The organism is Nocardia asteroides, from assembly GCF_021183625.1.
Lineage (GTDB): Bacteria > Actinomycetota > Actinomycetes > Mycobacteriales > Mycobacteriaceae > Nocardia > Nocardia asteroides_A.
Map to the genome: position 1 here is coordinate 5,468,467 of NZ_CP089214.1, position 21,547 is coordinate 5,490,013.

At 73.4% G+C, this 21,547-nt stretch carries 23 protein-coding genes; 13 read left to right on the forward strand and 10 right to left on the reverse strand.

The features are described from left to right. Positions 1-193 precede the first annotated feature (193 nt). From rplU to proB, 4 genes are all read left to right on the forward strand, one after another. On the forward strand, positions 194-505 hold the full coding sequence (gene rplU, locus LTT61_RS25225) for a 50S ribosomal protein L21 (RefSeq protein WP_067654543.1): 312 nt from the start codon (positions 194-196) through the stop codon (positions 503-505). A 19-nt stretch (positions 506-524) separates the two neighbouring features. Then, the gene (gene rpmA, locus LTT61_RS25230; RefSeq protein ID WP_233016515.1) at positions 525-791 is read left to right on the forward strand and encodes a 50S ribosomal protein L27; all 267 of its coding nucleotides are present in this window, start codon (positions 525-527) and stop codon (positions 789-791) included. A gap of 118 nt (positions 792-909) precedes the next feature. Further along, the gene (gene obgE, locus LTT61_RS25235; RefSeq protein WP_233016516.1) at positions 910-2,364 is read left to right on the forward strand and encodes a GTPase ObgE; all 1,455 of its coding nucleotides are present in this window, start codon (positions 910-912) and stop codon (positions 2,362-2,364) included. Next, entirely contained in the window at positions 2,364-3,497 is a 1,134-nt protein-coding gene (proB, locus tag LTT61_RS25240; RefSeq protein WP_420094693.1) for a glutamate 5-kinase, read from the forward strand. The genes obgE and proB overlap by 1 nt, the downstream gene beginning before the upstream one ends. A 1-nt stretch (position 3,498) precedes the next feature. On the opposite strand, the gene LTT61_RS25245 is transcribed toward proB, so the two are convergent. The 8 genes from LTT61_RS25245 to LTT61_RS25280 form a co-directional block, all read right to left on the reverse strand. Next, positions 3,499-4,857: a hypothetical protein gene (locus LTT61_RS25245; RefSeq protein ID WP_233016517.1), complete on the reverse strand. Its 1,359-nt coding sequence runs from the start codon at positions 4,855-4,857 to the stop codon at positions 3,499-3,501. Beyond that, positions 4,854-5,228: a hypothetical protein gene (locus LTT61_RS25250; protein WP_233016518.1), complete on the reverse strand. Its 375-nt coding sequence runs from the start codon at positions 5,226-5,228 to the stop codon at positions 4,854-4,856. Before LTT61_RS25250 ends, LTT61_RS25245 begins: the two co-directional genes overlap by 4 nt. A gap of 68 nt (positions 5,229-5,296) precedes the next feature. After that, the gene (locus LTT61_RS25255) at positions 5,297-5,998 is read right to left on the reverse strand and encodes an ESX secretion-associated protein EspG (RefSeq protein ID WP_233016519.1); all 702 of its coding nucleotides are present in this window, start codon (positions 5,996-5,998) and stop codon (positions 5,297-5,299) included. A 98-nt stretch (positions 5,999-6,096) separates the two neighbouring features. Next, complete coding sequence (locus LTT61_RS25260; protein ID WP_420094694.1) at positions 6,097-7,032, reverse strand: D-isomer specific 2-hydroxyacid dehydrogenase family protein; 936 nt, start codon at positions 7,030-7,032, stop codon at positions 6,097-6,099. Between the two features lie 3 nt (positions 7,033-7,035). Further along, positions 7,036-8,004 carry a non-homologous end-joining DNA ligase gene (gene ligD, locus LTT61_RS25265; RefSeq protein WP_233016520.1) on the reverse strand — a complete coding sequence of 323 codons (969 nt, stop codon included), beginning with the start codon at positions 8,002-8,004 and terminating at the stop codon, positions 7,036-7,038. 64 nt (positions 8,005-8,068) lie between these two features. Further along, positions 8,069-10,207 carry a RecQ family ATP-dependent DNA helicase gene (locus tag LTT61_RS25270; protein ID WP_233016521.1) on the reverse strand — a complete coding sequence of 713 codons (2,139 nt, stop codon included), beginning with the start codon at positions 10,205-10,207 and terminating at the stop codon, positions 8,069-8,071. 169 nt (positions 10,208-10,376) lie between these two features. After that, positions 10,377-11,600 carry an RtcB family protein gene (locus tag LTT61_RS25275; protein WP_233016522.1) on the reverse strand — a complete coding sequence of 408 codons (1,224 nt, stop codon included), beginning with the start codon at positions 11,598-11,600 and terminating at the stop codon, positions 10,377-10,379. 96 nt (positions 11,601-11,696) lie between these two features. Beyond that, positions 11,697-12,587: a ribokinase gene (locus tag LTT61_RS25280; protein WP_269821799.1), complete on the reverse strand. Its 891-nt coding sequence runs from the start codon at positions 12,585-12,587 to the stop codon at positions 11,697-11,699. A gap of 63 nt (positions 12,588-12,650) precedes the next feature. On the opposite strand from LTT61_RS25280, the gene LTT61_RS25285 reads away from it, so the two are divergent. The 8 genes from LTT61_RS25285 to LTT61_RS25320 are packed head-to-tail and all read left to right on the forward strand — an operon-like array spanning position 12,651 to position 19,563. Continuing rightward, complete coding sequence (locus LTT61_RS25285; protein WP_233016523.1) at positions 12,651-13,922, forward strand: glutamate-5-semialdehyde dehydrogenase; 1,272 nt, start codon at positions 12,651-12,653, stop codon at positions 13,920-13,922. A 23-nt stretch (positions 13,923-13,945) separates the two neighbouring features. Then, positions 13,946-14,824 carry an AAA family ATPase gene (locus LTT61_RS25290; RefSeq protein WP_233016524.1) on the forward strand — a complete coding sequence of 293 codons (879 nt, stop codon included), beginning with the start codon at positions 13,946-13,948 and terminating at the stop codon, positions 14,822-14,824. 2 nt (positions 14,825-14,826) lie between these two features. After that, the gene (locus tag LTT61_RS25295; RefSeq protein WP_233016525.1) at positions 14,827-16,236 is read left to right on the forward strand and encodes a vWA domain-containing protein; all 1,410 of its coding nucleotides are present in this window, start codon (positions 14,827-14,829) and stop codon (positions 16,234-16,236) included. A 19-nt stretch (positions 16,237-16,255) separates the two neighbouring features. Continuing rightward, positions 16,256-16,900: a nicotinate-nucleotide adenylyltransferase gene (gene nadD / locus LTT61_RS25300; RefSeq protein WP_233016526.1), complete on the forward strand. Its 645-nt coding sequence runs from the start codon at positions 16,256-16,258 to the stop codon at positions 16,898-16,900. Next, positions 16,897-17,301 carry a ribosome silencing factor gene (gene rsfS, locus LTT61_RS25305; protein WP_233016527.1) on the forward strand — a complete coding sequence of 135 codons (405 nt, stop codon included), beginning with the start codon at positions 16,897-16,899 and terminating at the stop codon, positions 17,299-17,301. Before nadD ends, rsfS begins: the two co-directional genes overlap by 4 nt. Beyond that, a complete protein-coding gene (locus tag LTT61_RS25310) occupies positions 17,298-17,957 on the forward strand; it encodes a histidine phosphatase family protein (protein WP_233016528.1) in 660 nt (219 codons plus the stop codon). Before rsfS ends, LTT61_RS25310 begins: the two co-directional genes overlap by 4 nt. Next, entirely contained in the window at positions 17,947-18,720 is a 774-nt protein-coding gene (octT, locus tag LTT61_RS25315; RefSeq protein ID WP_233016529.1) for a diglucosylglycerate octanoyltransferase, read from the forward strand. Before LTT61_RS25310 ends, octT begins: the two co-directional genes overlap by 11 nt. 3 nt (positions 18,721-18,723) lie before the next feature. Further along, positions 18,724-19,563 carry a DegV family protein gene (locus LTT61_RS25320; protein ID WP_233016530.1) on the forward strand — a complete coding sequence of 280 codons (840 nt, stop codon included), beginning with the start codon at positions 18,724-18,726 and terminating at the stop codon, positions 19,561-19,563. A 29-nt stretch (positions 19,564-19,592) separates the two neighbouring features. On the opposite strand, the gene LTT61_RS25325 is transcribed toward LTT61_RS25320, so the two are convergent. After that, entirely contained in the window at positions 19,593-20,150 is a 558-nt protein-coding gene (locus LTT61_RS25325; protein ID WP_233016531.1) for a TetR/AcrR family transcriptional regulator, read from the reverse strand. A 163-nt stretch (positions 20,151-20,313) separates the two neighbouring features. Between LTT61_RS25325 and LTT61_RS25330 the strand changes: the two genes are divergently transcribed. After that, entirely contained in the window at positions 20,314-20,811 is a 498-nt protein-coding gene (locus LTT61_RS25330) for a hypothetical protein (RefSeq protein ID WP_233016532.1), read from the forward strand. A 98-nt stretch (positions 20,812-20,909) separates the two neighbouring features. Here LTT61_RS25330 and LTT61_RS25335 read toward each other — a convergent pair whose 3' ends face one another. Continuing rightward, positions 20,910-21,404, reverse strand: coding sequence for a GNAT family N-acetyltransferase (locus tag LTT61_RS25335; protein WP_233016533.1), 495 nt, complete (start codon positions 21,402-21,404; stop codon positions 20,910-20,912). Positions 21,405-21,547 lie beyond the last annotated feature (143 nt).

Consider the following 21,547-nt stretch of genomic DNA (forward strand, 5'->3'; position numbering starts at 1 on the left):
CCGGCGATGTTTGCGCTGCTGTCAAGTCCTTGGGGACTTTCGCGCAGCGCCGTGACCGGGATCGTGCGGCAACCCGCTGAGCATCGCTTGGGCAGCCCGGCTGCGCACGATCAGGGGCAGTACACCGAAGACAGTCGTGGCGCCGACGCGCCGCGGGAGAACGAAGAAACAGTCGAGTGGAGGAAGCCGACCGATGGCAACGTACGCGATCGTCAAGACCGGCGGAAAGCAGTACAAGGTCGCGGTCGGTGACCTGGTGAAGGTCGAGAAGATCGAGGGCAAGGTCGGCACCGCGGTGCAGCTCGCCCCGGTCCTCGTCGTCGACGGCGCCGATCTGACCACCGACGCCGACAAGCTGGCGAAGGTCAATGTGGCCGCCGAGGTCGTCGAGCACACCAAGGGCCCGAAGATCCGCATCCACAAGTTCAAGAACAAGACCGGCTACCACAAGCGTCAGGGTCACCGTCAGCCACTGACGGTCCTGAAGGTCACCGGCATCAAGTAATCGGCGAGGAGAAGCAGCCATGGCACACAAGAAGGGCGCGTCCAGCTCGCGCAACGGTCGTGACTCGAACGCCCAGCGCCTCGGCGTGAAGCGCTTCGGCGGGCAGGCCGTGCAGGCCGGCGAGATCCTGGTCCGGCAGCGCGGCACCCACTTCCACCCCGGCGTGAACGTCGGCCGCGGTGGCGACGACACCCTGTTCGCCCTGGCGACGGGCGCGGTGGCGTTCGGCACCAAGCGGGGTCGCAAGACCGTGAATATCGTGGTTCCGGAGCCGGCGCAGGCCTGACGCCGCCGCCACTTCCGTATACCAAGTCAGCGGGTCAGGGTGAGACACCCTGGCCCGCTTTCGCGTTTCCGAATCGGGCCGGACGGGCCCGCGACCCTCGAGGGAGGATGATCGGCCTATGTCCAAGTTCATCGATCGGGTCGTCGTGCACGTCCGCGCGGGCAACGGGGGACACGGCTGCGCCTCGGTGCACCGCGAGAAGTTCAAGCCGCTCGGCGGCCCGGACGGCGGCAACGGCGGCAACGGTGGCGACGTCGTGCTCGAAGTGGACGCCAACGTCCACACCCTGCTCGACTTCCACTTCCACCCGCACGCCAAGGCGGGCAGCGGCAAGCCCGGCGAGGGCAGCAACCGGGACGGCAAGCGCGGCGGCGAGCTGGTGCTGAAGGTGCCGGACGGCACCGTCGTGCTGGACGGGAAGGGCGAGGTGCTGGCCGACCTGGTCGGCGCCGGGCAGCGCTTCGTCGCGGCCCGCGGCGGCCGCGGCGGCCTCGGCAACGCCTCGCTGGCGTCGAAGGCGCGCAAGGCACCCGGCTTCGCGCTGCTCGGCGAGGAGGGCGAAGAGAACGAGTTGGTGCTCGAGCTCAAGTCGGTGGCCGACGTCGGGCTGGTGGGCTTCCCGTCGGCGGGCAAGTCCTCGCTGGTGTCGGTGCTCTCCGCGGCCAAGCCCAAGATCGCCGACTACCCGTTCACCACGCTGGTGCCGAACCTCGGTGTCGTGCTGGCGGGTGAGATCACCTTCACCGTCGCCGACGTGCCCGGCCTCATTCCCGGCGCGAGCAGCGGCCGCGGCCTCGGGCTCGACTTCCTGCGGCACCTGGAGCGCTGCGCCGTGCTCGCGCACGTGGTCGACTGCGCCACCCTGGAACCCGGCCGCGACCCGATCTCCGACGTGGACGCGCTGGAGGACGAGCTCGCCGCCTACCGCCCCGCGCTGGCGGGCGACATCGGGCTCGGCGACCTGGCCGACCGGCCGCGCGTCGTGATCCTGAACAAGGTCGACGTGCCGGACGCCGCCGAGCTGGCCGAGATGGTGCGCCCCGAGTTCGAGGCGCGCGGCTGGCCGGTCTTCGAGATCTCGGCGGTGAGCCGGGAGGGGCTGCGGCCGCTCACCTTCGCCCTCGCCGAGCTGGTCAGCGGGTACCGCGAGGCGCATCCGAAGGCGGAGCCGAAGCGGCCGGTGATCCGGCCCATCGCGACCGACGAGTCCGGCTTCACCGTCGTCCCCGACCCGAACGAGCCGGGCGGCTTCGTCGTCCGCGGCGTTCGGCCGGAGCGCTGGGTGCGGCAGACCCAGTTCGACAACGACGAGGCCGTCGGCTACCTGGCCGACCGGCTGGCCCGGCTCGGCGTCGAGGACAAGCTGGTCAAGCTCGGTGCGAAGCCGGGCGCCCCGGTGACCATCGGCCCGGTGACCTTCGACTGGGAGCCGCAGATCTCGGCGGGCGTCGACATGGTGCCCACCGGGCGCGGCACCGACCTCCGGCTGGAGAACAACGACCGGATCCGCGCGGCCGAGCGCAAGCACGCCTCCCGGGTCCGGCGCGGGCTGGTCGAGGACGGAGACGAGTAATGACGGGCGCTGACCTACGCTCCGGGATCGAGCTGAGCGAGGCCAGGCAGGCCATCGCGGGCGCGCGCCGCGTGGTGGTGAAGATCGGCTCCTCCGCGCTCACCAGTCTGGCGGGCGGGCTGGACACGGTGCGGCTGGATCGGCTCGCCGACGCCGTCGAGGCGCGCATGCGGGCAGGCTCCGACGTCGTCGTCGTCTCCTCCGGCGCGATCGGCGCCGGGATCGCACCGCTCGGATTGACCACGCGGCCCCGTGATCTCGCGACCAAGCAGGCCGCGGCGAGCGTCGGGCAGCTGGCGCTCGCGCACGCCTGGGGCACCTCGTTCGCCCGCTACCGCCGCACGGTCGGGCAGGTGCTGCTCAGCGCCGACGATTTCTCCCGCCGCGAGCACCACCGCAATGCCCAGCGCACGCTGGAGCGGCTGCGCTCGCTCGGCGCGGTCGCGGTGGTGAACGAGAACGACACGGTCGCCACCGAGGAGATCCGGTTCGGCGACAACGACCGGCTCGCCGCGCTGGTCGCGCACCTGGTCGGCGCCGACGCGCTGGTGCTGCTCTCCGATGTGGCCGGGCTCTACGACGGCGATCCGCGCAAGGGCGACGCCGCGCTCATCCCCGAGGTGCGCAGCAGCGCCGACCTGGACGGCGTGATCGCCGGGACCGGCGGCGTGCTCGGCACCGGCGGGATGGCGTCCAAGCTCTCCGCGGCGCGGCTCGCCGCCGATGCCGGGATGCCGGTGCTGCTCGCCGCCGCGGCCGACGCGGCGGCGGCGCTCACCGCGGGCACCGTCGGCACGGCCTTCGCGGCGCGGCCGGTGCGGTTGTCCGCGCGCAAGTTCTGGGTGCGGCACGCGGCGGACAGCAGGGGGGCGCTGCTGCTCGACGAGGGGGCGGTGCAGGCCGTGGCGCACCGGCGGCGGTCGCTGCTCGCCGCCGGGATCGTCGGGGTGCGCGGGCGGTTCTCCGGCGGGGACGTGGTCGATCTGGTCGCGCCCGACGAGCGGGTGGTCGCGCGCGGGATCGTCGAGTACGACAGCACCGAGCTGACCGGCGTGCTCGGCCGCTCCACCGGCGAACTCCCGGACACCATGCAGCGCCCGGTGATCCACGCCGACGACCTGGTCAGCGTGTAGTTCAGGCGCCGGGGATGACGCCGGGCTGGTCGGTCGTCGTCCCCGGTGGCGGGGTGACCTCGCCGCCCTCCGGCACCGGGCCGGTGATGCCCGGCTGGCCGTCCGGATCCGGCAGGGCCGGGTCGCCCGAGCCGCTCGGCGGGGGCGGGGGAGCGGGGGCCGGTGCCTGGGGAGGTGTCGTCTGCTCCGTCGGCGGCGCCGGTTCCGGGGGTGCGGAAGACTCCGGAGCTGGCGCCGGGCTCGCCGGTGCGGAAGACTCTGGGCTCGGCACGGGCTCGGGCGTCGGGCTCGGTACCGGCGCGGGCTCCGGCGTCGTCGGTGCGCTGCTCGGTGGCGGTTCCGGAGCCGGATCCGCGGGCGCGCTGCCCCCGGGCACTTGCCCATCGGAGCCCGAGCCCTCGGGCACTTGTCCATCGGGACCAGCGTCGCCGGGCGCTTGCCCGCCAGGACCAGGATCGCCGGGCGCTTGCCCGCCAGGACCAGGATCGCCGGGCGCTTGCCCACCGGGACCCGAGTCCCCGGGCGCTTGCGCACCCGGTCCCGAGTCGCCGGGCGCCTGCCCGTCCGGGCCGGTGCCACCGGGCGCCTCTGCGCCGGGGCCGGAATCGTCGGGTGTCTGCCCGCCGGAATCGGGCGCCTGCCCGTCCGGCCCCGTCTCGCCGGGCGCCTGCCCGTCCGGTCCGGCGCCCTCGGGTGCCTGCCCCTCCGACTCGGAGTCGAGGGGCACCTCCTCGGAACCCTCCGGCCCCTGACTCCCGTACTCCGACTGGTACGAATCCCACTCGGGGACAGCCCCGTTCGGCACCGCCGACGATCCGCCGGGCAGCGGGGGCGGCGCGGGCAGCGCCGGAACCCCGTCTCCTGCCGCCTGATACGCGGGCTTGTAGACCATGTTCATGGCCAGCACCGCTTCCTGCCGCAGCAGCTCCTGCGTCATCTGCGCGTCGATGATCCGCGCCGACTCGAGCAGCCGCGCGATGGCCCCGACCGCCCCGGAATCCCCCGGCGGCACCACCGCCACCTTCACCGCCTCCGCGGCGGCCGCGACCGCCCCGAGCCGCGCCCCGACCTGCCCCATGACGGCGGCGAGCTCGTCCACCGAGGCGGCGAAGCTGCGCGCGCTCGCGTAGGCGGCGTCGGCGGTCGCGCCCTCCCACTCCAGGGAGTTCATCACCCGGTCGACGCTGGCCCTGGTCAGCGGCATCGAGGTGGCGAGCGTGCCGGCCGCCTCCAGCCAGGTCACCGAGGCGCGCAGGATGGCGCCCGCGTCGATCTGCTGGGTGCGCGCGTGGATCTCCTCGTGCGTCATCGACTCGAAGTGCTCCATCGAGCTGACGTAGGTCGGGTCGGTTCCGGTCATCGCGGTTGCCTCGCATCGACGGCGCGCAGCGCGGCGGCGGCCGCGGCGTCGGCTTCTTCGAACAGCCCGGCGCTCAGCAAAAACGCCTCCTTCATCCGGTAGGCGGCCTCGATGTACCGGTCGAGCAGCGCCGCCGCGTCCCGCGCCTTGTGCGCGAACCCGGCCTGTAGCTGCTGCGCCGAGACGAAGCCGCCGAACCCGTGCAGCTCGCCGACCGATTCCAGCCGCTGCCGCAGGTAGAGCAGCCGGTCGGCCTGATGGTCGTACATCTCGGCGCACCGCCGCGCGGCCGCCGGGTCGAAGGCGACGGTGCCCGTCCGCGCCTGCTCGCCGAATCTCGCGATATCGGCTCGGCTGGTCTCGATCGTCATCACGCACCCCCGCCAGATCGTCGGACGCGTTCAGACTATCCCGAGACGCCGATCCCCGACACCGAAGCTCAGGCCGGAATCCGTTTCTGCAGTTGCGCGGCGAGCTGCTCGGTGCCCGCGGGCACCAGGTGCACGGTGTCGCCGGACTTGATCAGGTAGCGGCCGTCGCCGTCCACATCGATCCAGGTGTAGTGCAGCGCGGGCGGCGGGGCCGGCCGGTCCAGCCTGGCCTCGATCCGGATGTGCCCCTCGGCGGTGTGCGGTTGCAGCAGCACCTTCCGGATCAGCCGGGCGGCGGGCGGAAGGCTGTGCGTCTCCTCGTCCCGCACCGCGTCCACCGTCGCGGCCCGCGCGGGCAACCTGCCCGCCCGCGCGGGGGGCAGCGCCTGCGCGATCCGCGCGCCGAGCTTGTTGGTGTGCCCGATCGAGAGCCGGACCGCGCCACCGAATTCCGGCTTCCGCCCCGGCTCCTGCACGACGAGCACCGCGTGGTCGAAGACCGCGCAGGCCAGCAACCGGATCTCGGCGCCGGGCCGCGGCCCGCCGCCGATCACCACGATCCGGGTGTGCGGCGCGGAGAGCAGCCGCAGGCAGGCGGTGAGGTCCGGGTCGGCGCGGTGCGGCAGCCGGGCGGAGAGCTCGACGCGCAGCTTCGCCGCGGCGTCCTCGGTGCGCGGGCTCTCCAGGATCCGGAGCGGATAGGGCACCCGGTCGCTCTCCGTCTCCCGCCAGACGTGGGCGAACTCGTCCGGGGTGAAGCTCCAACCCATGTGCCGATCACATCCTCACCCACCCGCCGAGACGGCCCGAGCCTAACCGCGCCGCGCGCGGCAGCGAAAGACCGCGCCCCGTGCGCGGACTCGATCGATCAGTACCCGGCCCCCGGATCGACCGGGGCGAGCAGGTCGTCCCCGGCCGCGAAGCGGATCACGTTCTTCCGCACGTGCGCCGCGAAGGCCGCCACCCGCACCTGCGGCGGATTCGAGTCGTGCGGGGTGATGATCACGTTCGGCAAGGTCCAGAGCGGGTGCCCGTCCGGGAGCGGCTCCGGGTCGGTGACGTCCAGCCCGGCGCCGCCGATCGTGCCCGCGCGCAGCGCCGCCACCAGCGCATCGGTATCGACCAGGCTGCCCCTGGCGACATTGATCACCCACGAGTTCGGCCGCAGCAGAGCCAGTTCCGCCGAGCCGACCAGGTGCGCGGTCGCGGGCGTCGCCGGAGCGGCGACGACGACGTGGTCGGCCACCGGCCAGACCGTGTCCAGGCGGTCGGCGGGCACGGTGGTGATCCCGTCCGGGATGCCGGGGCCGGTCACCGGAAGGCCGGAACGGTTCACCGCGATCACCTCGGCGCCGAGCGCCAGCAGCGCAGGAATCAGCGCCTTGCCGATCCCGCCCGCCCCGACCACGGCGACCGTGCTGCCGCGCAGCGTGCCGACGTGCGGCAGGAAATCCCGCTGCCGCCAGGTGGTCGCGCGCAGGTGCTCGGGCAGGTAGCGGACCCCGGCGAGCAGCAGTGCCAGCGCGTGCTCGGCCACGGTCGCGGAGAAGGCGCCGGCCGCGGAGGTGAAGCGGACCCCCGGGTTCCGCTCCAGCACCCCGGCCGCGACGAAATCCTCGATGCCGGCCGCGGGCAGCTGGACCCACTCGATCCCGGCGGGCAGCCGCTCCGGGAAGCCGGCGGCCTTCGTCACCCAGACCAGGGCGCGGGCATCGGCGAGCGCGGCGAGTTCGCCGCCGCCCGCCTCGATCGCCGCGCGCAGTTCGTCCGGGACCTCGGGGGCCACGGCGACCGGAATCGTCACGCTCTACTCCTCGTTCTCGCTGTCCAGCTCGACGGCATCGACGCCGTCGCGATCGGCCCGTTCCAGCAGCGGGTCGATCCGGAACACGGCGTCGTCGATGCCCGCGTGCAGGTCGCCGAGCTCGGCGAAGCGCGCGGGCACGGTCCGCACCGTGAAGTCGCGCGGGTCGATGTCCGCAATCTCGTCCCAGCGCACCGGGGTGGAGACGGTGGCCTCCGGCACGCCGCGCACCGAGTAGGCGGCGGCGATGGTGTGGTCCCGCGCGTTCTGGTTGTAGTCGACGAAGAGCTGAGACGGGTCGCGGTCCTTGCGCCACCAGGTGGTGGTCACGTCGTCGGGGGCGCGGCGCCGCACCTCCTCGGCGAAGGCGAGCGCCGCGCGGCGCACCTCGGTGAAGCCGTGCTCCGGTGCGATCCGCACGTAGACGTGCAGCCCCTTGCCGCCGGAGGTCTTCGGCCAGCCGACGGCGCCGAACTCGTCCAGTACCTCGTGCACGACGCCCGCCACCCGCCGCACCCGGGACCACGGGCACTCCGGCATGGGGTCGAGGTCGATCCGCCACTCGTCCGGGCGCTCGGTGTCGGCGGCGCGCGAGTTCCAGGGGTGGAACTCGACGGTGGACATCTGCACCGCCCAGACCACGTCGGCGAGCTCGCGCACGCACAGCTCGTCGGCGTGCCTGCCGTAGCGCGGGAAGAAGACCCGGACCGTCGGCACCCAGTCCGGTGCGCCCGCGGGCAGCCGTTTCTGGTGCACCTTGGCCCCGGTGAGCCCCTTCGGGAAGCGGTGCAGCATGCACGGCCGCTCACGCAGCGCGTTCACGATGCCCGGCCCGACGCTCAGGTAGTACTGCACCAGGTCGAGCTTGGTCAGCCCGAGGTCGGGGAAGTAGACCCGGTCGGGGTTGCTGATCCGGACCGCGCGGCCGCCGACGTCGAGCTCGAGCGCGGGAGACGACGATTTGCCGGGCACCCCATCGACCCTAGCGGCAGGGGTGCCGCGGTGCGCGGCACCCGAGCCGATGTCGCGGCCCCGCTCAGGTCGGGGTGGCCAACGCGAACGGGAGCACCGCGGGTGCGCCGGCCGCGCGCAGGGCGCAGGCGGCGACGGTGAAGGTCCAGCCGGACTCGCTCTGCGCGTTCACCAGCAACACCGGCCCGCCGACGTCGTGCAGGTCGGGGACGTCCCACGAGCCGTACAGCCCGGCGACCCGGTGCGCCGAGTTGGCGGCGGAGACCGGCGGGTGCTCCGGCCGCTTGTGCAGCACCCCGAGGTCGCGCAACTTGCCCACCTCGGCGAGCCGGGCGGCGAGGCTGCGGGTGAGCTCGGCGTTCCGGTCGTCGTCGAGGGCGAGCACCGCGACCGGCCGCTGCGCCCAGTCCCACTCCTTGAGCACCGCGACGCAGGCGGTCACGATGTCGTCCGGCACCGGGCCGTCGGGGGCGTCGAGCAGCGCGCGCAGCCTGCGGCCCCAGCCCAGGTCGCTGAGCCTGCCGAGCACCCGGCCCGGCTCGGCGCCCGCGCCGATCTTGCCGGAGAGCGGGATGCCGAGCGTCTTCATGCCGGTCGGCCACTGCTTGCGCGGGGCGAGGTCGATGCCGGGGCGGGCGATCCGTGCCCTGGTGGCGGCGACGGTCTCGGCGCCAGGCGTCGGGTCGAGCCTGGTGCCGGTGCAGTTGTCGCAGCGGCCGCAGGTCTCGCCGAGGGTCAGCCCTGGATCGTCGAGCTGGCCGCGCAGGAAGACCATCCGGCAGCCGTCGGTGGCCTGGTAGTCGAGCATGGCCTGCTGCTCGGCGGAGCGGGCGCGCTCCAGCCGCGCGTAGCGCTCGGCGTCGTAGTGCCACGGCTGCCCGGTGCCGAGCCAGCCGCCGCGCACCCGGCGCACCGCGCCGTCCACGTCGAGCACCTTGAGCACCATCTCCAGCCGGGAGCGGTTCAGCTCGACCCGCGGCTCCAGCGCCGCGGTGGAGAGCGGGCGCTCCGAGTCGAGCGCGTCCAGCACCGCGCGCACCACCGATTCGCGCGGGAAGGCGACCGAGGCGAACCAGCTCCAGATCCTGGCGTCCTCCGGGCCGGGCAGCAGGATCACCTCGGCCCGCTCGGTGGCCCGCCCCGCGCGCCCGACCTGCTGGTAGTAGGCGATCGGCGAGGAGGGCGCGCCGAGGTGCACCACGAAGCCCAGGTCCGGCTTGTCGAACCCCATGCCGAGCGCGGAGGTGGCGATCAGCGCCTTGACCTCGTTGCGCAGCAGCGCCTGCTCCAGGTGCTCGCGCTCGGTGGGGTCGGTCTGGCCGGTGTAGGCGGCGACCTCGTGCCCGGCGGCGCGCAGCACGCTCGCGACATCCTGCGCGGCGGCGACGGTGAGCGCGTAGACGATGCCGGAGCCGGGCAGCCGGTGCAGCTGCTCGCCGAGCCAGGCCGTGCGCTCCACCGCGTCCTCGATCCGGACCACCGCGAGGTGCAGCGACTCCCGGTCGAGGGTGCCGCGCAGCACCAAGGTGTCGGCGTCGATCCGGCCGCCGGTGCCGATCTGCGCGGCCACGTCGGTGACCACCCGGTCGTTGGCGGTCGCGGTGGTGGCGAGCACCGGGATGTCGGCGCCGAGATCGGCGACCAGGGTGCGGATGCGCCGGTAGTCCGGCCGGAAGTCGTGCCCCCAGTCGGAGACGCAGTGCGCCTCGTCGATCACGACCAGCCCGGCGTCGGCGGCGAGCCGGGGCAGCACCTGGTCGCGGAAGTCGGGGTTGTTCAGCCGCTCCGGGCTGACCAGCAGCACGTCGACGGTGCCGGTGGCGACCTGCTCGTGGATGGCGTCCCACTCGGTGACATTGCCGGAGTTGATGGTCGCGGCGACCACGCCCGCGCGCTCGGCCGCCGCCACCTGGTTGCGCATGAGCGCGAGCAGCGGCGAGACGATCACGGTCGGGCCGCGCCCGGCCCGGCGCAGCAGCTTGGCCGAGATGAAGTAGACCGCCGACTTGCCCCAGCCGGTGCGCTGCACCACCAGGGCGCGCCTGCGCTGCACGACCAGGGCCTCGATGGCGACCCACTGGTCCTCGCGCAGCCGCGCGGCCGGGCCGGCGAGCTCGCGCAGCAGCTCCTCGGCCTCGTCGCGGAGTTGTGCCGATCCGGTCGCGCGGTCCGGCTCGACGCCGGTGTCGGGGGAAGGGCTCATCCCGCCATCGTGCCGCACGACGCCGACACCCGCGTCCGGCCTGCGCGGACCGCGCGTTCGCGGTCGGGTGGCAGCACCCGTACCGGCGCTCCGGCCCCGGCACAGTGGCCGCTGGGCCGGCCGCCGGGCCGCCGAGGACCGGCACTACGAGTGCCGGTCCTCGGGTCGACTACCCCTTCACGCAGAGCACCTGGCGCAGCGTCGCGACGACGTCGACCAGGTCGGACTGCGCCGCGATCACCTCGTCGATGTCCTTGTACGCGGCCGGGATCTCGTCGACGACGCCCGCGTCCTTGCGCGACTCCACGCCCTCGGTCTGCGCGACCAGGTCCGCGACCGTGAACTGCTTCTTGGCCGCGCTCCGGCTCATCCGCCGCCCCGCGCCGTGCGACGCGGAGTTGTAGGAGGCCGGGTTGCCCTTCCCGCGCACCACGTAGGAGCGGGTGCCCATGGAGCCGGGGATCAGCGCCAGGTCGCCCGCGCCCGCACGCACCGCCCCCTTGCGGGTGACCAGCATGGGGACGCCGTCGATCTCCTCCTCCGCCACGTAGTTGTGGTGGCAGGAGATGGGCTGCTCGAAGCGCACCGGACGGCCGGGGAACTCGTCCCGGACGGCCCGGCAGACCAGGGCGAGCATGACGGCCCGGTTCCTGGCCGCGTACTCCTGCGCCCAGGTCAGGTCGCGCCGGTAGGCCGCCATCTCCGGGGTGCCTGCCAGGAAGACCGCGAGGTCGCGGTCGGGCAGCCCGGTGTTGTGCGGCAGCTCGCGGGCCACCGCCATGTGCCGCTCGGCGAGCTCCTTGCCGATGTTCCTGCTGCCGGAGTGCAGCAGCACCCACACCGTGTCCGCCTGGTCGAGGCAGAGCTCGATGAAGTGGTTGCCGCCGCCGAGCGTGCCCATCTGCTTCTGCGCCTTCGACTCGCGCGGCGCGACCTTCCGGTCGAGCGCGTCGAAGCCGCGCCAGAACCGGTCCCAGCCGGTGCGCAGCGTCGCCGTGCTCGCGCCGAGCTGGGAGACCTCGGCGCCGAGCGCGGTGACGTTCACCCGGGAGTCGTGCGCGTGGAAGCCGACCGGGACCGCGGCCTCGATCCGGGAGCGCAGCCCCTTCAGGTCGTCCGGCAGGTCGGCGGCGGTGAGGTCGGTGCGCACGCTCTCCATGCCGCAGCCGATGTCCACCCCGACCGCGGCGGGCGCGACCGCGTCCCGCATGGCGATGACCGAGCCGACCGTCGCGCCCTTGCCGAGGTGCACGTCCGGCATGACGCGGACGCCGTGCACCCATTCGAGCTGCGCGAGGGTGCGCAGCTGCCGCAGGGCGGACTGCTCGATCTCGTGCTCGTTGGCCCACATGAGCGTCTGCGCACGGGTGCCGTGCAGCTCGACGGGAAACATCGGTCTTTCCTTCCGTTCGGGTAGGTCAACGGTAGGGATCCGACCGCAGGTCGCGCCAGGGATTTTCGCCCTCCCGGGGCGGCGGGCGAGCGCGGCTCAGCCCGGTTGTGGCGCCCGCCCGGCGAGCAGCCCCGCGATCGTCGCCGCGTCGGGAACAGCCGTGGTGGCGCCGAGCGCGGTAGTAGCCAGCGCGCCCGCGGCGCAGGCCCAGCGCAACGCGGCTTCCGGCCCGTGCGCCCAGCGGGCGGCGAGCGCGCCGGTGAAGGCGTCGCCCGCGCCGGTGGTGTCGACCGCGCGCACCGGGACCGCGGGAACGGTGAAGCACCCGTCCGGCCCGTCGTACCGCGCGCCGTCGGCGCCGAGCGTGGTGACCCGGTGCGGCACCTGATCCAGCACGTCCCCGATCGCCTCCGCCTCGCCCCGGTTCAGCACCGCGATGTCGACCAGCTCCCACAGCTCGGCCGGAAGTCGCTGCACGGGTGACGGATTCAACACGGTGACCGTCCGGTTCGCCCGCGCGTGCGTGAATCCCGCCGCCACCACCGGAACCGGAAGCTCCAGCTGGCACAGCAGGATGTCCGCCGCGGCGATCGCGGCGAGGTCGTCCGGATCCAGCTCGGTGCGCGCGTGATTCGCGGCGGGCACCACCACGATCGAGTTCTCCCCGTCCCCGTCCACGACGATCGTCGCCGTCCCGCTCGGCCCCGCGGCCGTGCGCAAGCCGCGCACATCGATCCCCTCCCGGACCAGCGATTCCCGCAGCGCGGGTGCGAACACGTCGTCCCCGACCGCCCCGAGGAACCGCACCACGGCCCCGCCGCGCCGGGCCGCCACCGCCTGGTTCGCGCCCTTCCCGCCCGGCACCGCGGCGAACCCGGTGCCGAGCACCGTCTCCCCGGGCGCGGCCCGCCGCCCGACCGTGGCCACCAGGTCCATGTTCACGCTGCCGAGCACGACGACGTCGGCAGGCGCGGGTTCGGCACTCACCGGCCGGACAGTAGCCCGGACAGCGCCTCCCGCGCGCGGGATACCGCTGGGTAGGCTGTACCCATGACGGCAGGAACGACGACCGAGCAGGGCTCAGACGTCCGCGAGGCGGTGCACGCGGCCGCGCGCCGGGCCCGGGTCGCCTCGCGCACGCTGGCGCAGCTCACCACGGCGCAGAAGAACGAGGCGCTGCACGCCGCCGCCGACGCGCTGCTCGCCGCCGCCGACACCGTGCTCGCCGCCAACGCCGAGGATCTGCTGGCCGCCCAGTCCGCGGGCACCGCCGACTCCCTGCTCGACCGGCTCCGGCTCACCAAGTCCAGGATCGACGGCATCGCCTCCGGGCTGCGCCAGGTGGCCGGGCTGGCCGACCCGGTCGGCGAGGTGGTGCGCGGCTCGACGCTGCCGAACGGCCTGGAGATCCGGCAGCTGCGGGTGCCGCTCGGCGTGGTCGGCATGGTCTACGAGGCCCGCCCGAACGTCACCGTCGACGCCTTCGGGCTGGCCCTGAAGTCCGGCAACGCGGCGCTGCTGCGCGGCTCCTCCTCGGCGGCGCACTCGAACGCCGCGCTGGTCGAGGTGCTGCGCGCGGCGCTCGACGGGCTCGGCATCCCGGCCGACGCGGTGCAGCTGCTGCCGAGCGCCGACCGCTCCAGCGTCACCCACCTGATCCAGGCCCGCGGCCTGGTCGACGTGGTGATCCCGCGCGGCGGCGCCGGGCTCATCTCGGCCGTCGTGCGCGACGCCACCGTGCCGACCATCGAGACCGGTACCGGCAACTGCCACGTCTACGTGCACTCCGCCGCCGACCTGGCGATGGCCGAGGCCGTCCTGATCAACGCCAAGACCCGCAGGCCGAGCGTGTGCAACGCCGCCGAGACGGTGCTGATCGACGCGGCCGTCGCGGAGACGGCGGTGCCCCGGCTCACCGAGGCGCTGCGCGGCGCGGGCGTCACCATCCACGGCGACCTGCCCGGCCTGGTCCCGGCCACCGACACCGACTGGGGCGAGGAGTACCTCACCCTGGACATCGCGCTCAAGGTCGTCGACGACCTGGACGCCGCGGTCGAGCACATCAACACCTGGGGCACCGGGCACACCGAGGCCATCGTGACCGCCGACCTGGCCGCCGCCCGCGCCTTCAGCGCCAGGGTGGACGCCGCCGCCGTCATGGTGAACGCCTCCACCGCCTTCACCGACGGCGAGCAGTTCGGCTTCGGCGCGGAGATCGGCATCTCCACCCAGAAGCTGCACGCCCGCGGCCCGATGGCGCTGCCCGAGCTCACCTCGACCAAGTGGATCGTCTGGGGCGACGGCCAGATCCGGCCGGTCTGACCCCGACCCGAAAGGACGGCACGGTGAGCATCACCGACGTACAGGAACCCGTGTTCGGCTCGGTCGAGGACGTGATCGATCGCCTCGCGGAGACCGGTTACCTCGCCGACAAGGGCACCGCCACCTCGGTCTTCCTCGCCGACCGGCTGGGCAAGCCGCTGCTGGTCGAGGGCCCCGCCGGGGTCGGTAAGACCGAGCTGGCGCGCGCCGTCGCGCAGACCACGGGGGCCGAACTGGTCCGGCTGCAGTGCTATGAGGGCGTGGACGAGGCGCGGGCGCTCTACGAGTGGAACCACGCCAAGCAGATCCTGCGGATCCAGGCATCCTCGGAGAACGACTGGGCGGAGACCAAGGCCGACGTCTTCACCGAGGAGTTCCTGCTCTCCCGGCCGCTGCTCACCGCCATCCGGCGCACCGAGCCGACCGTGCTGCTGATCGACGAGACCGACAAGGCCGACGTCGAGATCGAGGGGCTGCTGCTGGAGGTGCTCAGCGACTTCGCGGTCACCGTCCCTGAGCTCGGCACCATCACCGCCGCCCGCAAGCCGTTCGTGCTGCTCACCTCGAACGCCACCCGCGAACTCTCCGAGGCGCTCAAGCGGCGCTGCCTCTACCTGCACCTCGACTTCCCGGACGAGGAGCTGGAGCGCCGCATCCTGGCCAGCCGGGTGCCCGAGCTGGCCCCGGCCGTCGCGGCGCAGCTGGTGCGGATCGTGCACGTGCTGCGCGGCATGCAGCTCAAGAAGCTGCCCTCGGTGGCCGAGTCCATCGACTGGGGCCGCACCCTGCTCGCGCTCGGCATGACCGACCTGGACGACAACGTCGTGCGCTCCACGCTCGGCGTCGTGCTCAAGCACCGCAGTGACCACGAGCGGGCCCTGAACGAGCTGAAGCTGGCCTGACCGTGGCCGAGCAGCCCACCCTGCACGCGCCGCACGGCATCCCCGGTCACCTCGTCGGCTTCGTGGAGGCGCTGCGCACCAGGGGAATCCCGGTCGGGCCGTCGGAGACCGTCGACGCGGGCCGGGTGCTCACCGTGCTCGACCTGATGGACCGCGAGGTGCTGCGCGAGGGGCTGGCCTGCGCCCTGCTGCGCCGCACCACGCACCGGACCACCTTCGACGGCCTCTTCGACCTCTGGTTCCCGGTCGCGCTCGGCGAGCGTGGCAACTGGGCCGAGGACATCGAGATCCCGCGTACCCCGGACGGCCGGGTCGACATCCCCGAACTGCGCGCCCTGCTCGCCGACCTGCTCGCCCAGGAGAACCCCGGGCCCGAGCTGCAGCAGCTCATCGGGCAGCTGGTCGAGCAGATGGGGCAGTACCAGTCCGCGCGCGGGCCGTCGTTCTCGGCGTACCAGGCGCTGCGCGACGTCCAGCCGCAGACGCTGCTGGCGAAGATCCTGGCCGGGCTCGGGCTGCCCGCGGATGCCAGCGACTTCGACACCGAGGTGGCGCGCAGGCAGGCCAGGCAGCGGATCGAGGGCTTCCGGGCCGGCGTCGAGGCGGAGACCAGGCGCCGGGTCGCGGAGCGGATCGGCCGCGAGCGGGTCGCGAGCTACGGCGTGGCCAGGCAGGCCGAGGACGTCGACTTCCTGCGCGCCTCCGAGCGCGAGCTGGCCGAGCTGCGCCGCAGCACCCAGCGGCTGGCGCGGATCCTGGCCAGCAGGCTCGCGGCCAGGCGCAGGCATGCCAAGCGCGGCGAGATCGATCTGCGGCGCACGCTGCGCAAGTCCATGTCCACCGGCGGCGTGCCGATCGACCTGGTGAACCGCAAGCCCAAGCCCGGCCGCCCGGACCTGGTGCTGCTCTGCGACGTCTCCGGCTCGGTGGCCGGGTTCAGCAACTTCACGCTGCTGCTGGTGAGCGCGCTGCGCGAGCAGTTCTCCCGGGTCCGGATCTTCGCCTTCGTCGACCAGGTGGACGAGGTCACCCGGTTCTTCGACCCGCACACCCAGCTGGACGAGTCGCTGACCCGGATCTTCGCCGAGGCCGACGTGGTCGGGCTGGACGGCCACTCGGACTACGGCGCCGCGCTGAACGGCTTCGCCGACCGCTTCCCCGAGGCCGTCACCACCCGCAGCTCGCTGCTGATCCTCGGCGACGCCCGCACCAACTACCGCGACCCCCGGCTGGCCACGCTCGCAGCGCTGGTGGGAACGGCCAAGCACGCGCACTGGCTGAATCCGGAGGCGACGACGCACTGGGGCTCCGGCGACTCGGCGGCGCGCAAGTACGCCGAGATCATCGAGATGCACGAGTGCCGGTCGGCCAGGCAGCTGACCGAGGTCGTGTCCCGGTTGCTCCCGGTGTGACCGGTTAAGCTCGGCAGCCATGCGGGAAACAGGACGGCCGGCCCGGCGGCTCGGGGTGATGGGCGGCACCTTCGACCCCATCCACCACGGGCACCTCGTCGCGGCGAGTGAGGTCGCCCACCGGTTCGACCTGGACGAAGTGGTCTTCGTCCCGACCGGGCAGCCGTGGCAGAAGGCGGACAAGAAGGTCAGCGCGGCCGAGGACCGGTACCTGATGACCGTCATCGCGACCGCCTCCAATCCGCGCTTCTCGGTGAGCCGGGCCGACATCGATCGCGGCAAGATGACCTACACCGTCGACACCCTGCGCGAGATGCGCGACCGCTTCCCGGACGCCGAGCTGTACTTCATCACCGGTGCGGACGCACTGGCCAATATCCTCACGTGGCAGGATTGGGCCGAACTGTTCGAGCTGGCGAAGTTCGTCGGGGTGAGCCGTCCCGGGTACGAGCTCAATGCCGACCACCTGGCGGAGTACCTGCGCGACATGCCCGCCGACGCGGTGACCATGATCGAGGTGCCCGCGCTCGCCATCTCGTCGAGCGAGTGCAGGCGCCGCGCCGCGGAGAACCGCCCGGTCTGGTATCTCGTGCCCGACGGCGTCGTGCAGTACATATCGAAGCGGCACCTGTACGTGCCGAACGGACCGGAAGGTAGCGAATGAGCGCATCGGACGAAGCGGTGCAGATGGCGCGGGTCGCCGCGGTGGCGGCGGACGAGAAGCTGGCCTCCGATGTGGTGGTGCTCGACGTCTCCGAGCAGCTGGTGATCACGGACTGCTTCGTGATCGCCTCGGCGCCGAACGAGCGGCAGGTCAACGCCATCGTCGACAACATCGAGGAGAAGCTGCGCGACGCCGGGCACAAGCCGGTGCGCCGCGAGGGCACCCGCGAGGGGCGCTGGGCACTGCTCGACTACATCGACATCGTGGTACACATCCAGCACACCGACGAGCGGAACTACTACGGCCTGGAGCGGCTCTGGAAGGACTGCCCGACCATCCCGGTGCCCGGCATCGGCGCCGACGGCCGCCCCGCCGACGCCGCCGCCGGGGCCGCCGAGTGAGCAAGAACGCCGGCGTCCGGACGCTGATCCTGCTGCGGCACGGCCAGACCGAGTGGAACGCGGTCGACCGGATGCAGGGCCAGATCGACACCGACCTCACCGAGCTCGGCAGGCACCAGGCGAAAGAGGCCGCGCGCGAACTCAACTCGCGCAACGGTGTCGCGATCCACTCCTCCGACCTGCGCCGGGCGCGGGACACGGCGCAGGCGCTCGGCGACAGCACCGGGCTGCCGGTCACGCTCGACCCGCGGCTGCGCGAGACCAGCCTCGGCATCTGGGAGGGGCTCACCCACATCGACGTCGACCGGGACTACCCGGGCGCCAGGGTGGCCTGGCGGATGGACGCCACCTACACCCCGCCCGGCGGCGAGAGCAAGCTCCAGGTCGGTGCCCGTGCGCTGCCGCTGGTGCACGAGCTGTACCGGGAGCGCGCCGACTGGCCGGGCCGGACCGTCTTCCTGGTGGCGCACGGCGGGCTGATCGCCGCGCTCACCGCCGCGCTGCTCGACCTGCCGCCGCAGAACTGGCCGATCCTCGGCGGGCTGGCCAACACCAGTTGGGTGCAGCTCAGCGCGCACGGTCCGAGCCTCGAGCGGCCCGGCTGGCGGCTGGACGTGTGGAACGCGGCGGCGAAGGTGGCGCCGGATGTCCTCTGAGGCCGTGCCGCCGGCCGCCGCCGCGGGCAGGCCGACGCTGCTCGTGATCGCGGATTCGCTGGCGTACTTCGGGCCGAGGGGCGGGCTCTCCGCCGACCATCCGCGGATCTGGCCCAATCTCGTTGCGGCCGAGCTGGGCTGGGACGTCGAGCTGGTCGGCCGGATCGGCTGGACCTGCCGCGACGCCTACTGGGCGCTGATCGGCGACCCCCGGGTCTGGGCCTCGGTCCCGCGCGCGGGCGCGGTGATCTTCGCGACCGCGGGCATGGACTCGCTGCCGTCGCCGCTGCCGACCGCGCTGCGCGAACTCATCCGCTACGTCCGCCCGCCCGCGCTGCGCCGGCGGGTGCGCGACGCCTACAACGCGGCCCAGCCGCACCTCGCCAAGCTGGGCAGGCCGGTCGCGCTGCCGCCGCGGGTGAGCGTGGACTACCTGGAGCAGGCAAGGGAGGCGCTCGCCGGGCTGCGCCCCGAGCTGCCCATGATCGGCGTGCTGCCCTCGGTGCACGTCTGCGAGGCGTACGGCAAAGTGCACACCGGGCGCGAGCCCATGGTGCGCGCGCTCACCGAGTGGTCGGCGCGCAGCGGCGTCCCACTGGTCGACCTGGGTGCGGCGGTGCGGGAGAACGTGTTCTCCGGCGCGGGCAACCCGGACGGGATCCACTGGGGCTGGGCCGGGCACGCCGCGGTCGCGGAATCCATGCTGAAGGTGCTGGCGGCGCAGCCCGGGCTCGCCGCGGAGAGCGTGCGGGAGGGCCGGTAGACCGTGGCCGTCGTGGTCGTCACCGATTCGTCCGCCTCCCTGCCCCCCGACCTGGTCGCCGAACTCGGGATCGTCGTCGTCCCGCTGCACGTCCTCGCCGGTGACCGCACCGTCAGGGAGGGCATCGACCCGATCGACGTCGACTACGGCTCCGACGAGGTCAGCACCTCCGCCGCCTCGCCCGGCGAGCTGCGCGCGGTCTATGAGCGCGCGCTGGCGCGCAGCGCGGGCGCCGGGGTGGTCGCCGTGCACCTCTCCCAGCAGCTCTCCGCCACCTGGGAGGCGGGCAGGCAGGCCATCGCCGAGCTCGGCTCGGAGCGGATCCGGCTGGTCGACTCGCTCGGCGCCGGGCTCGCCACCGGACTCCCGGTACTGGCCGCCGCGCGCCGGGCCGTCGCGGGGGATGGGCTGGACGCGGTGCACGAGGCCGCCGTCGCCGCCGCGAGCCGGTCGCGCACGTTCTTCCTGGTGAACCGCACCGAGCAACTGCGCAGGGGTGGCCGGCTCAGCACCGCGGCCTCGTTCTTCGGCAGTGAGCTGGTGACGAAGCCGCTGCTGCAGATCGTCGAGGGGCGGTTGGAGCTGCGGGAGAAGGTGCGGACCAGGTCCAAGGCGTACAGCAGGCTGGTCGCCGCGGCGGTCGAGGCGGTCGGGGGTGAGCCCGCCGCGGTCGGGGTGCAGCACCTGGGGGCGGGGGATGCGGCGGCGACCGTCGTGGCGCAGTTGCGCGAGCGGTTGCCGGACGTGACCGAACTCGTGCAGGCCGAATTCGGACCTGCCCTTGCGGTGCATCTCGGGCTCGGTGCGGTGGGGATCGTCGTGCTGCCCGGTGGGTGCGGCTGACGCACGCCCTTGCGGGCGCCGCCCGCGGCTCAGCGGGGAGCGAGTCCGCGGCGCAGCAGGCGCCACGCCCGCTGCGCGATCTCACCCCGTGCCGCCGGATCCGACTCCGAGAGCACATTCGCCAGCATGGCGACCGCGAGCACGACATCGGCGGCATCCAGCGCGGGGTCGAGATCCCCGCGCTGCGCCGGATCCGCCAGCTTCTTCGCGATCAACGCGTCGAACCGCTGAGCCACCGCCAGCAACCTCGGCTCACTCCCGGTCGGCCGCAACATCGCCACGAACGCCGCCGACGCGGTGATCTGCTCGACGATCACCTCCAGCACCGTGTCGACCCGCGTCTCCGGATCAGCCGCCAGCGCCTCCACCTCCGCGATGTTCTCGTCGAAGACCGCGAGCGCGATGGCGTCCCGGCTCGGGAAGTGCCGGTAGAGCACCCCCTGCCCGACCCCCGCGGTCCGCGCGATGGAGCTCAGCGGCGCGTCGAACCCGCTGCTGGCGAACACTCTCCGGGCCGCGGCGATGAGCGCGGCACGATTGTCCGCCGCGGCGCGCGGGCCCCTGTTGACCCGCCCGGGTGAAGTCATCCGCTCACTCTAGCGAGCGCGGACAGCACCGTCCGGTCGGCGGCCCGGTCTGATTCGTCCCGTTCGGTGCATGCCCTGATCCGGACACCAACCCACCTGCCGGACGGCCGTCACCACCGCCACGTAGAGTGCGGGCGTTCGATGATCGACGGGGAGGAAGCACGTGCTCATCTGGGGCTGGCAACGTCAGGTACTGACACTGGCCGTACTCGCGGCCTTCTGCGGCGCCTGCCGCAACACGGGCCCGCACGGCCTGCGCAAACTGGCCACCAAGTTCACCCTGTTCTTCATCCCGCTGTTCCCGATCAGCAGCCGCACCTACCTGGAGTGCCCGGTCTGCGGGGTGCAGTCGCCGGTGCCATCCGCCGACGTCCCGAACCTGGTCGCCCAGGCGAATCAGCCGCCCGTGCCCGGGCAGCTCATCCACACCGTGCCGCCCGGGGCGCAGCAGCCGGTGGCACCCCAGGGCTGGCAGCCGCCCGTGCCCGCGCAGCAGAATTGGCAGCAGCCCGTGCCCGCGCAGCAGAATTGGCAGCAGCCCGTGCCCGCGCAGCAGAACTGGCAGCAGGCGGCTCCGTCCCAGCAAGCCTGGCAGCAGTCAGTGCCCGCTCAGCAGGCCGCGCATCAGCAGGGGTGGCAGTCCGCCCCTCCGCCGCAGTAAGGCGTTTGCTTCAACGGGCTCGCAGGGCATCGGCTCAGTAGCAGCCAGGTGATGACAGGCGCGCCGGTAGCGCGCCTGCGAGTCCTGCGCCCGCCGCACTAACCGAGCGCTATCCAGTACCGGCGGGCCGGACCGAGCTCGGTGTCCCGCACCGACTCGAGCACCCCACCCGCCTTCTCGATGGTCCGCGCCGACGCCACGTTCCCGTCCGCGCAGAGCAACAGCACCTGCCCCATTCCACGCTCCCGCGCAATCTCCAGCATGCCCGCGAGCGCCCGGCTCGCGACCCCGCGCCGCCGCGCCGAGGGCCGCACCCCGTACCCGATGTGCCCGGCCCGCAGCACCGCATCACTCGTCCCGTACCGCAGCGCGATCCCCCCGAGCACCTCCCCGTCCGCCACGATCCACCGATGCGCGCACCCCCCGGACTCCGCCGCCAACCGCCGCACCCACTCGGCGAACCCGGCCGCCGACTCGACCTCGTCGTCGGCCCGCAACCCGAACCCGTCCTCGTGCACCCCCGGCCCCCACTCCCGGTGCGCCACCAGCCAGGCCGCGTGCAGGGAGGCGGTAGGCGCGATCAGCTCGGGCATGTGCCGACCCTGCTCACGTCAGCGCCGGTGCGGCGGTCTCCGGCGCGTAGACCGCGAACGCCTCGATCAGCTCGTGAATGTCGCCTCGAACTTCCCCGGGGCGGAACCCGGCACCGGTCAGTACCGCTGCCACCGGGCCGGGC

What these genes read in the sequence shown, in the direction of transcription:
- rplU (WP_067654543.1), top strand. Translation starts at nt 194, where the DNA reads ATGGCAACGTACGCGATCGTCAAGACCGGCGGAAAGCAGTACAAGGTC.
- rpmA (WP_233016515.1), top strand. Translation starts at nt 525, where the DNA reads ATGGCACACAAGAAGGGCGCGTCCAGCTCGCGCAACGGTCGTGACTCG.
- obgE (WP_233016516.1), top strand. Translation starts at nt 910, where the DNA reads ATGTCCAAGTTCATCGATCGGGTCGTCGTGCACGTCCGCGCGGGCAAC.
- proB (WP_420094693.1), top strand. Translation starts at nt 2,364, where the DNA reads ATGACGGGCGCTGACCTACGCTCCGGGATCGAGCTGAGCGAGGCCAGG.
- LTT61_RS25245 (WP_233016517.1), bottom strand. Translation starts at nt 4,857, where the DNA reads ATGACCGGAACCGACCCGACCTACGTCAGCTCGATGGAGCACTTCGAG.
- LTT61_RS25250 (WP_233016518.1), bottom strand. Translation starts at nt 5,228, where the DNA reads ATGACGATCGAGACCAGCCGAGCCGATATCGCGAGATTCGGCGAGCAG.
- LTT61_RS25255 (WP_233016519.1), bottom strand. Translation starts at nt 5,998, where the DNA reads ATGGGTTGGAGCTTCACCCCGGACGAGTTCGCCCACGTCTGGCGGGAG.
- LTT61_RS25270 (WP_233016521.1), bottom strand. Translation starts at nt 10,207, where the DNA reads ATGAGCCCTTCCCCCGACACCGGCGTCGAGCCGGACCGCGCGACCGGA.
- LTT61_RS25275 (WP_233016522.1), bottom strand. Translation starts at nt 11,600, where the DNA reads ATGTTTCCCGTCGAGCTGCACGGCACCCGTGCGCAGACGCTCATGTGG.
- LTT61_RS25285 (WP_233016523.1), top strand. Translation starts at nt 12,651, where the DNA reads ATGACGGCAGGAACGACGACCGAGCAGGGCTCAGACGTCCGCGAGGCG.
- nadD (WP_233016526.1), top strand. Translation starts at nt 16,256, where the DNA reads ATGCGGGAAACAGGACGGCCGGCCCGGCGGCTCGGGGTGATGGGCGGC.
- rsfS (WP_233016527.1), top strand. Translation starts at nt 16,897, where the DNA reads ATGAGCGCATCGGACGAAGCGGTGCAGATGGCGCGGGTCGCCGCGGTG.
- octT (WP_233016529.1), top strand. Translation starts at nt 17,947, where the DNA reads ATGTCCTCTGAGGCCGTGCCGCCGGCCGCCGCCGCGGGCAGGCCGACG.
- LTT61_RS25325 (WP_233016531.1), bottom strand. Translation starts at nt 20,150, where the DNA reads ATGACTTCACCCGGGCGGGTCAACAGGGGCCCGCGCGCCGCGGCGGAC.
- LTT61_RS25335 (WP_233016533.1), bottom strand. Translation starts at nt 21,404, where the DNA reads ATGCCCGAGCTGATCGCGCCTACCGCCTCCCTGCACGCGGCCTGGCTG.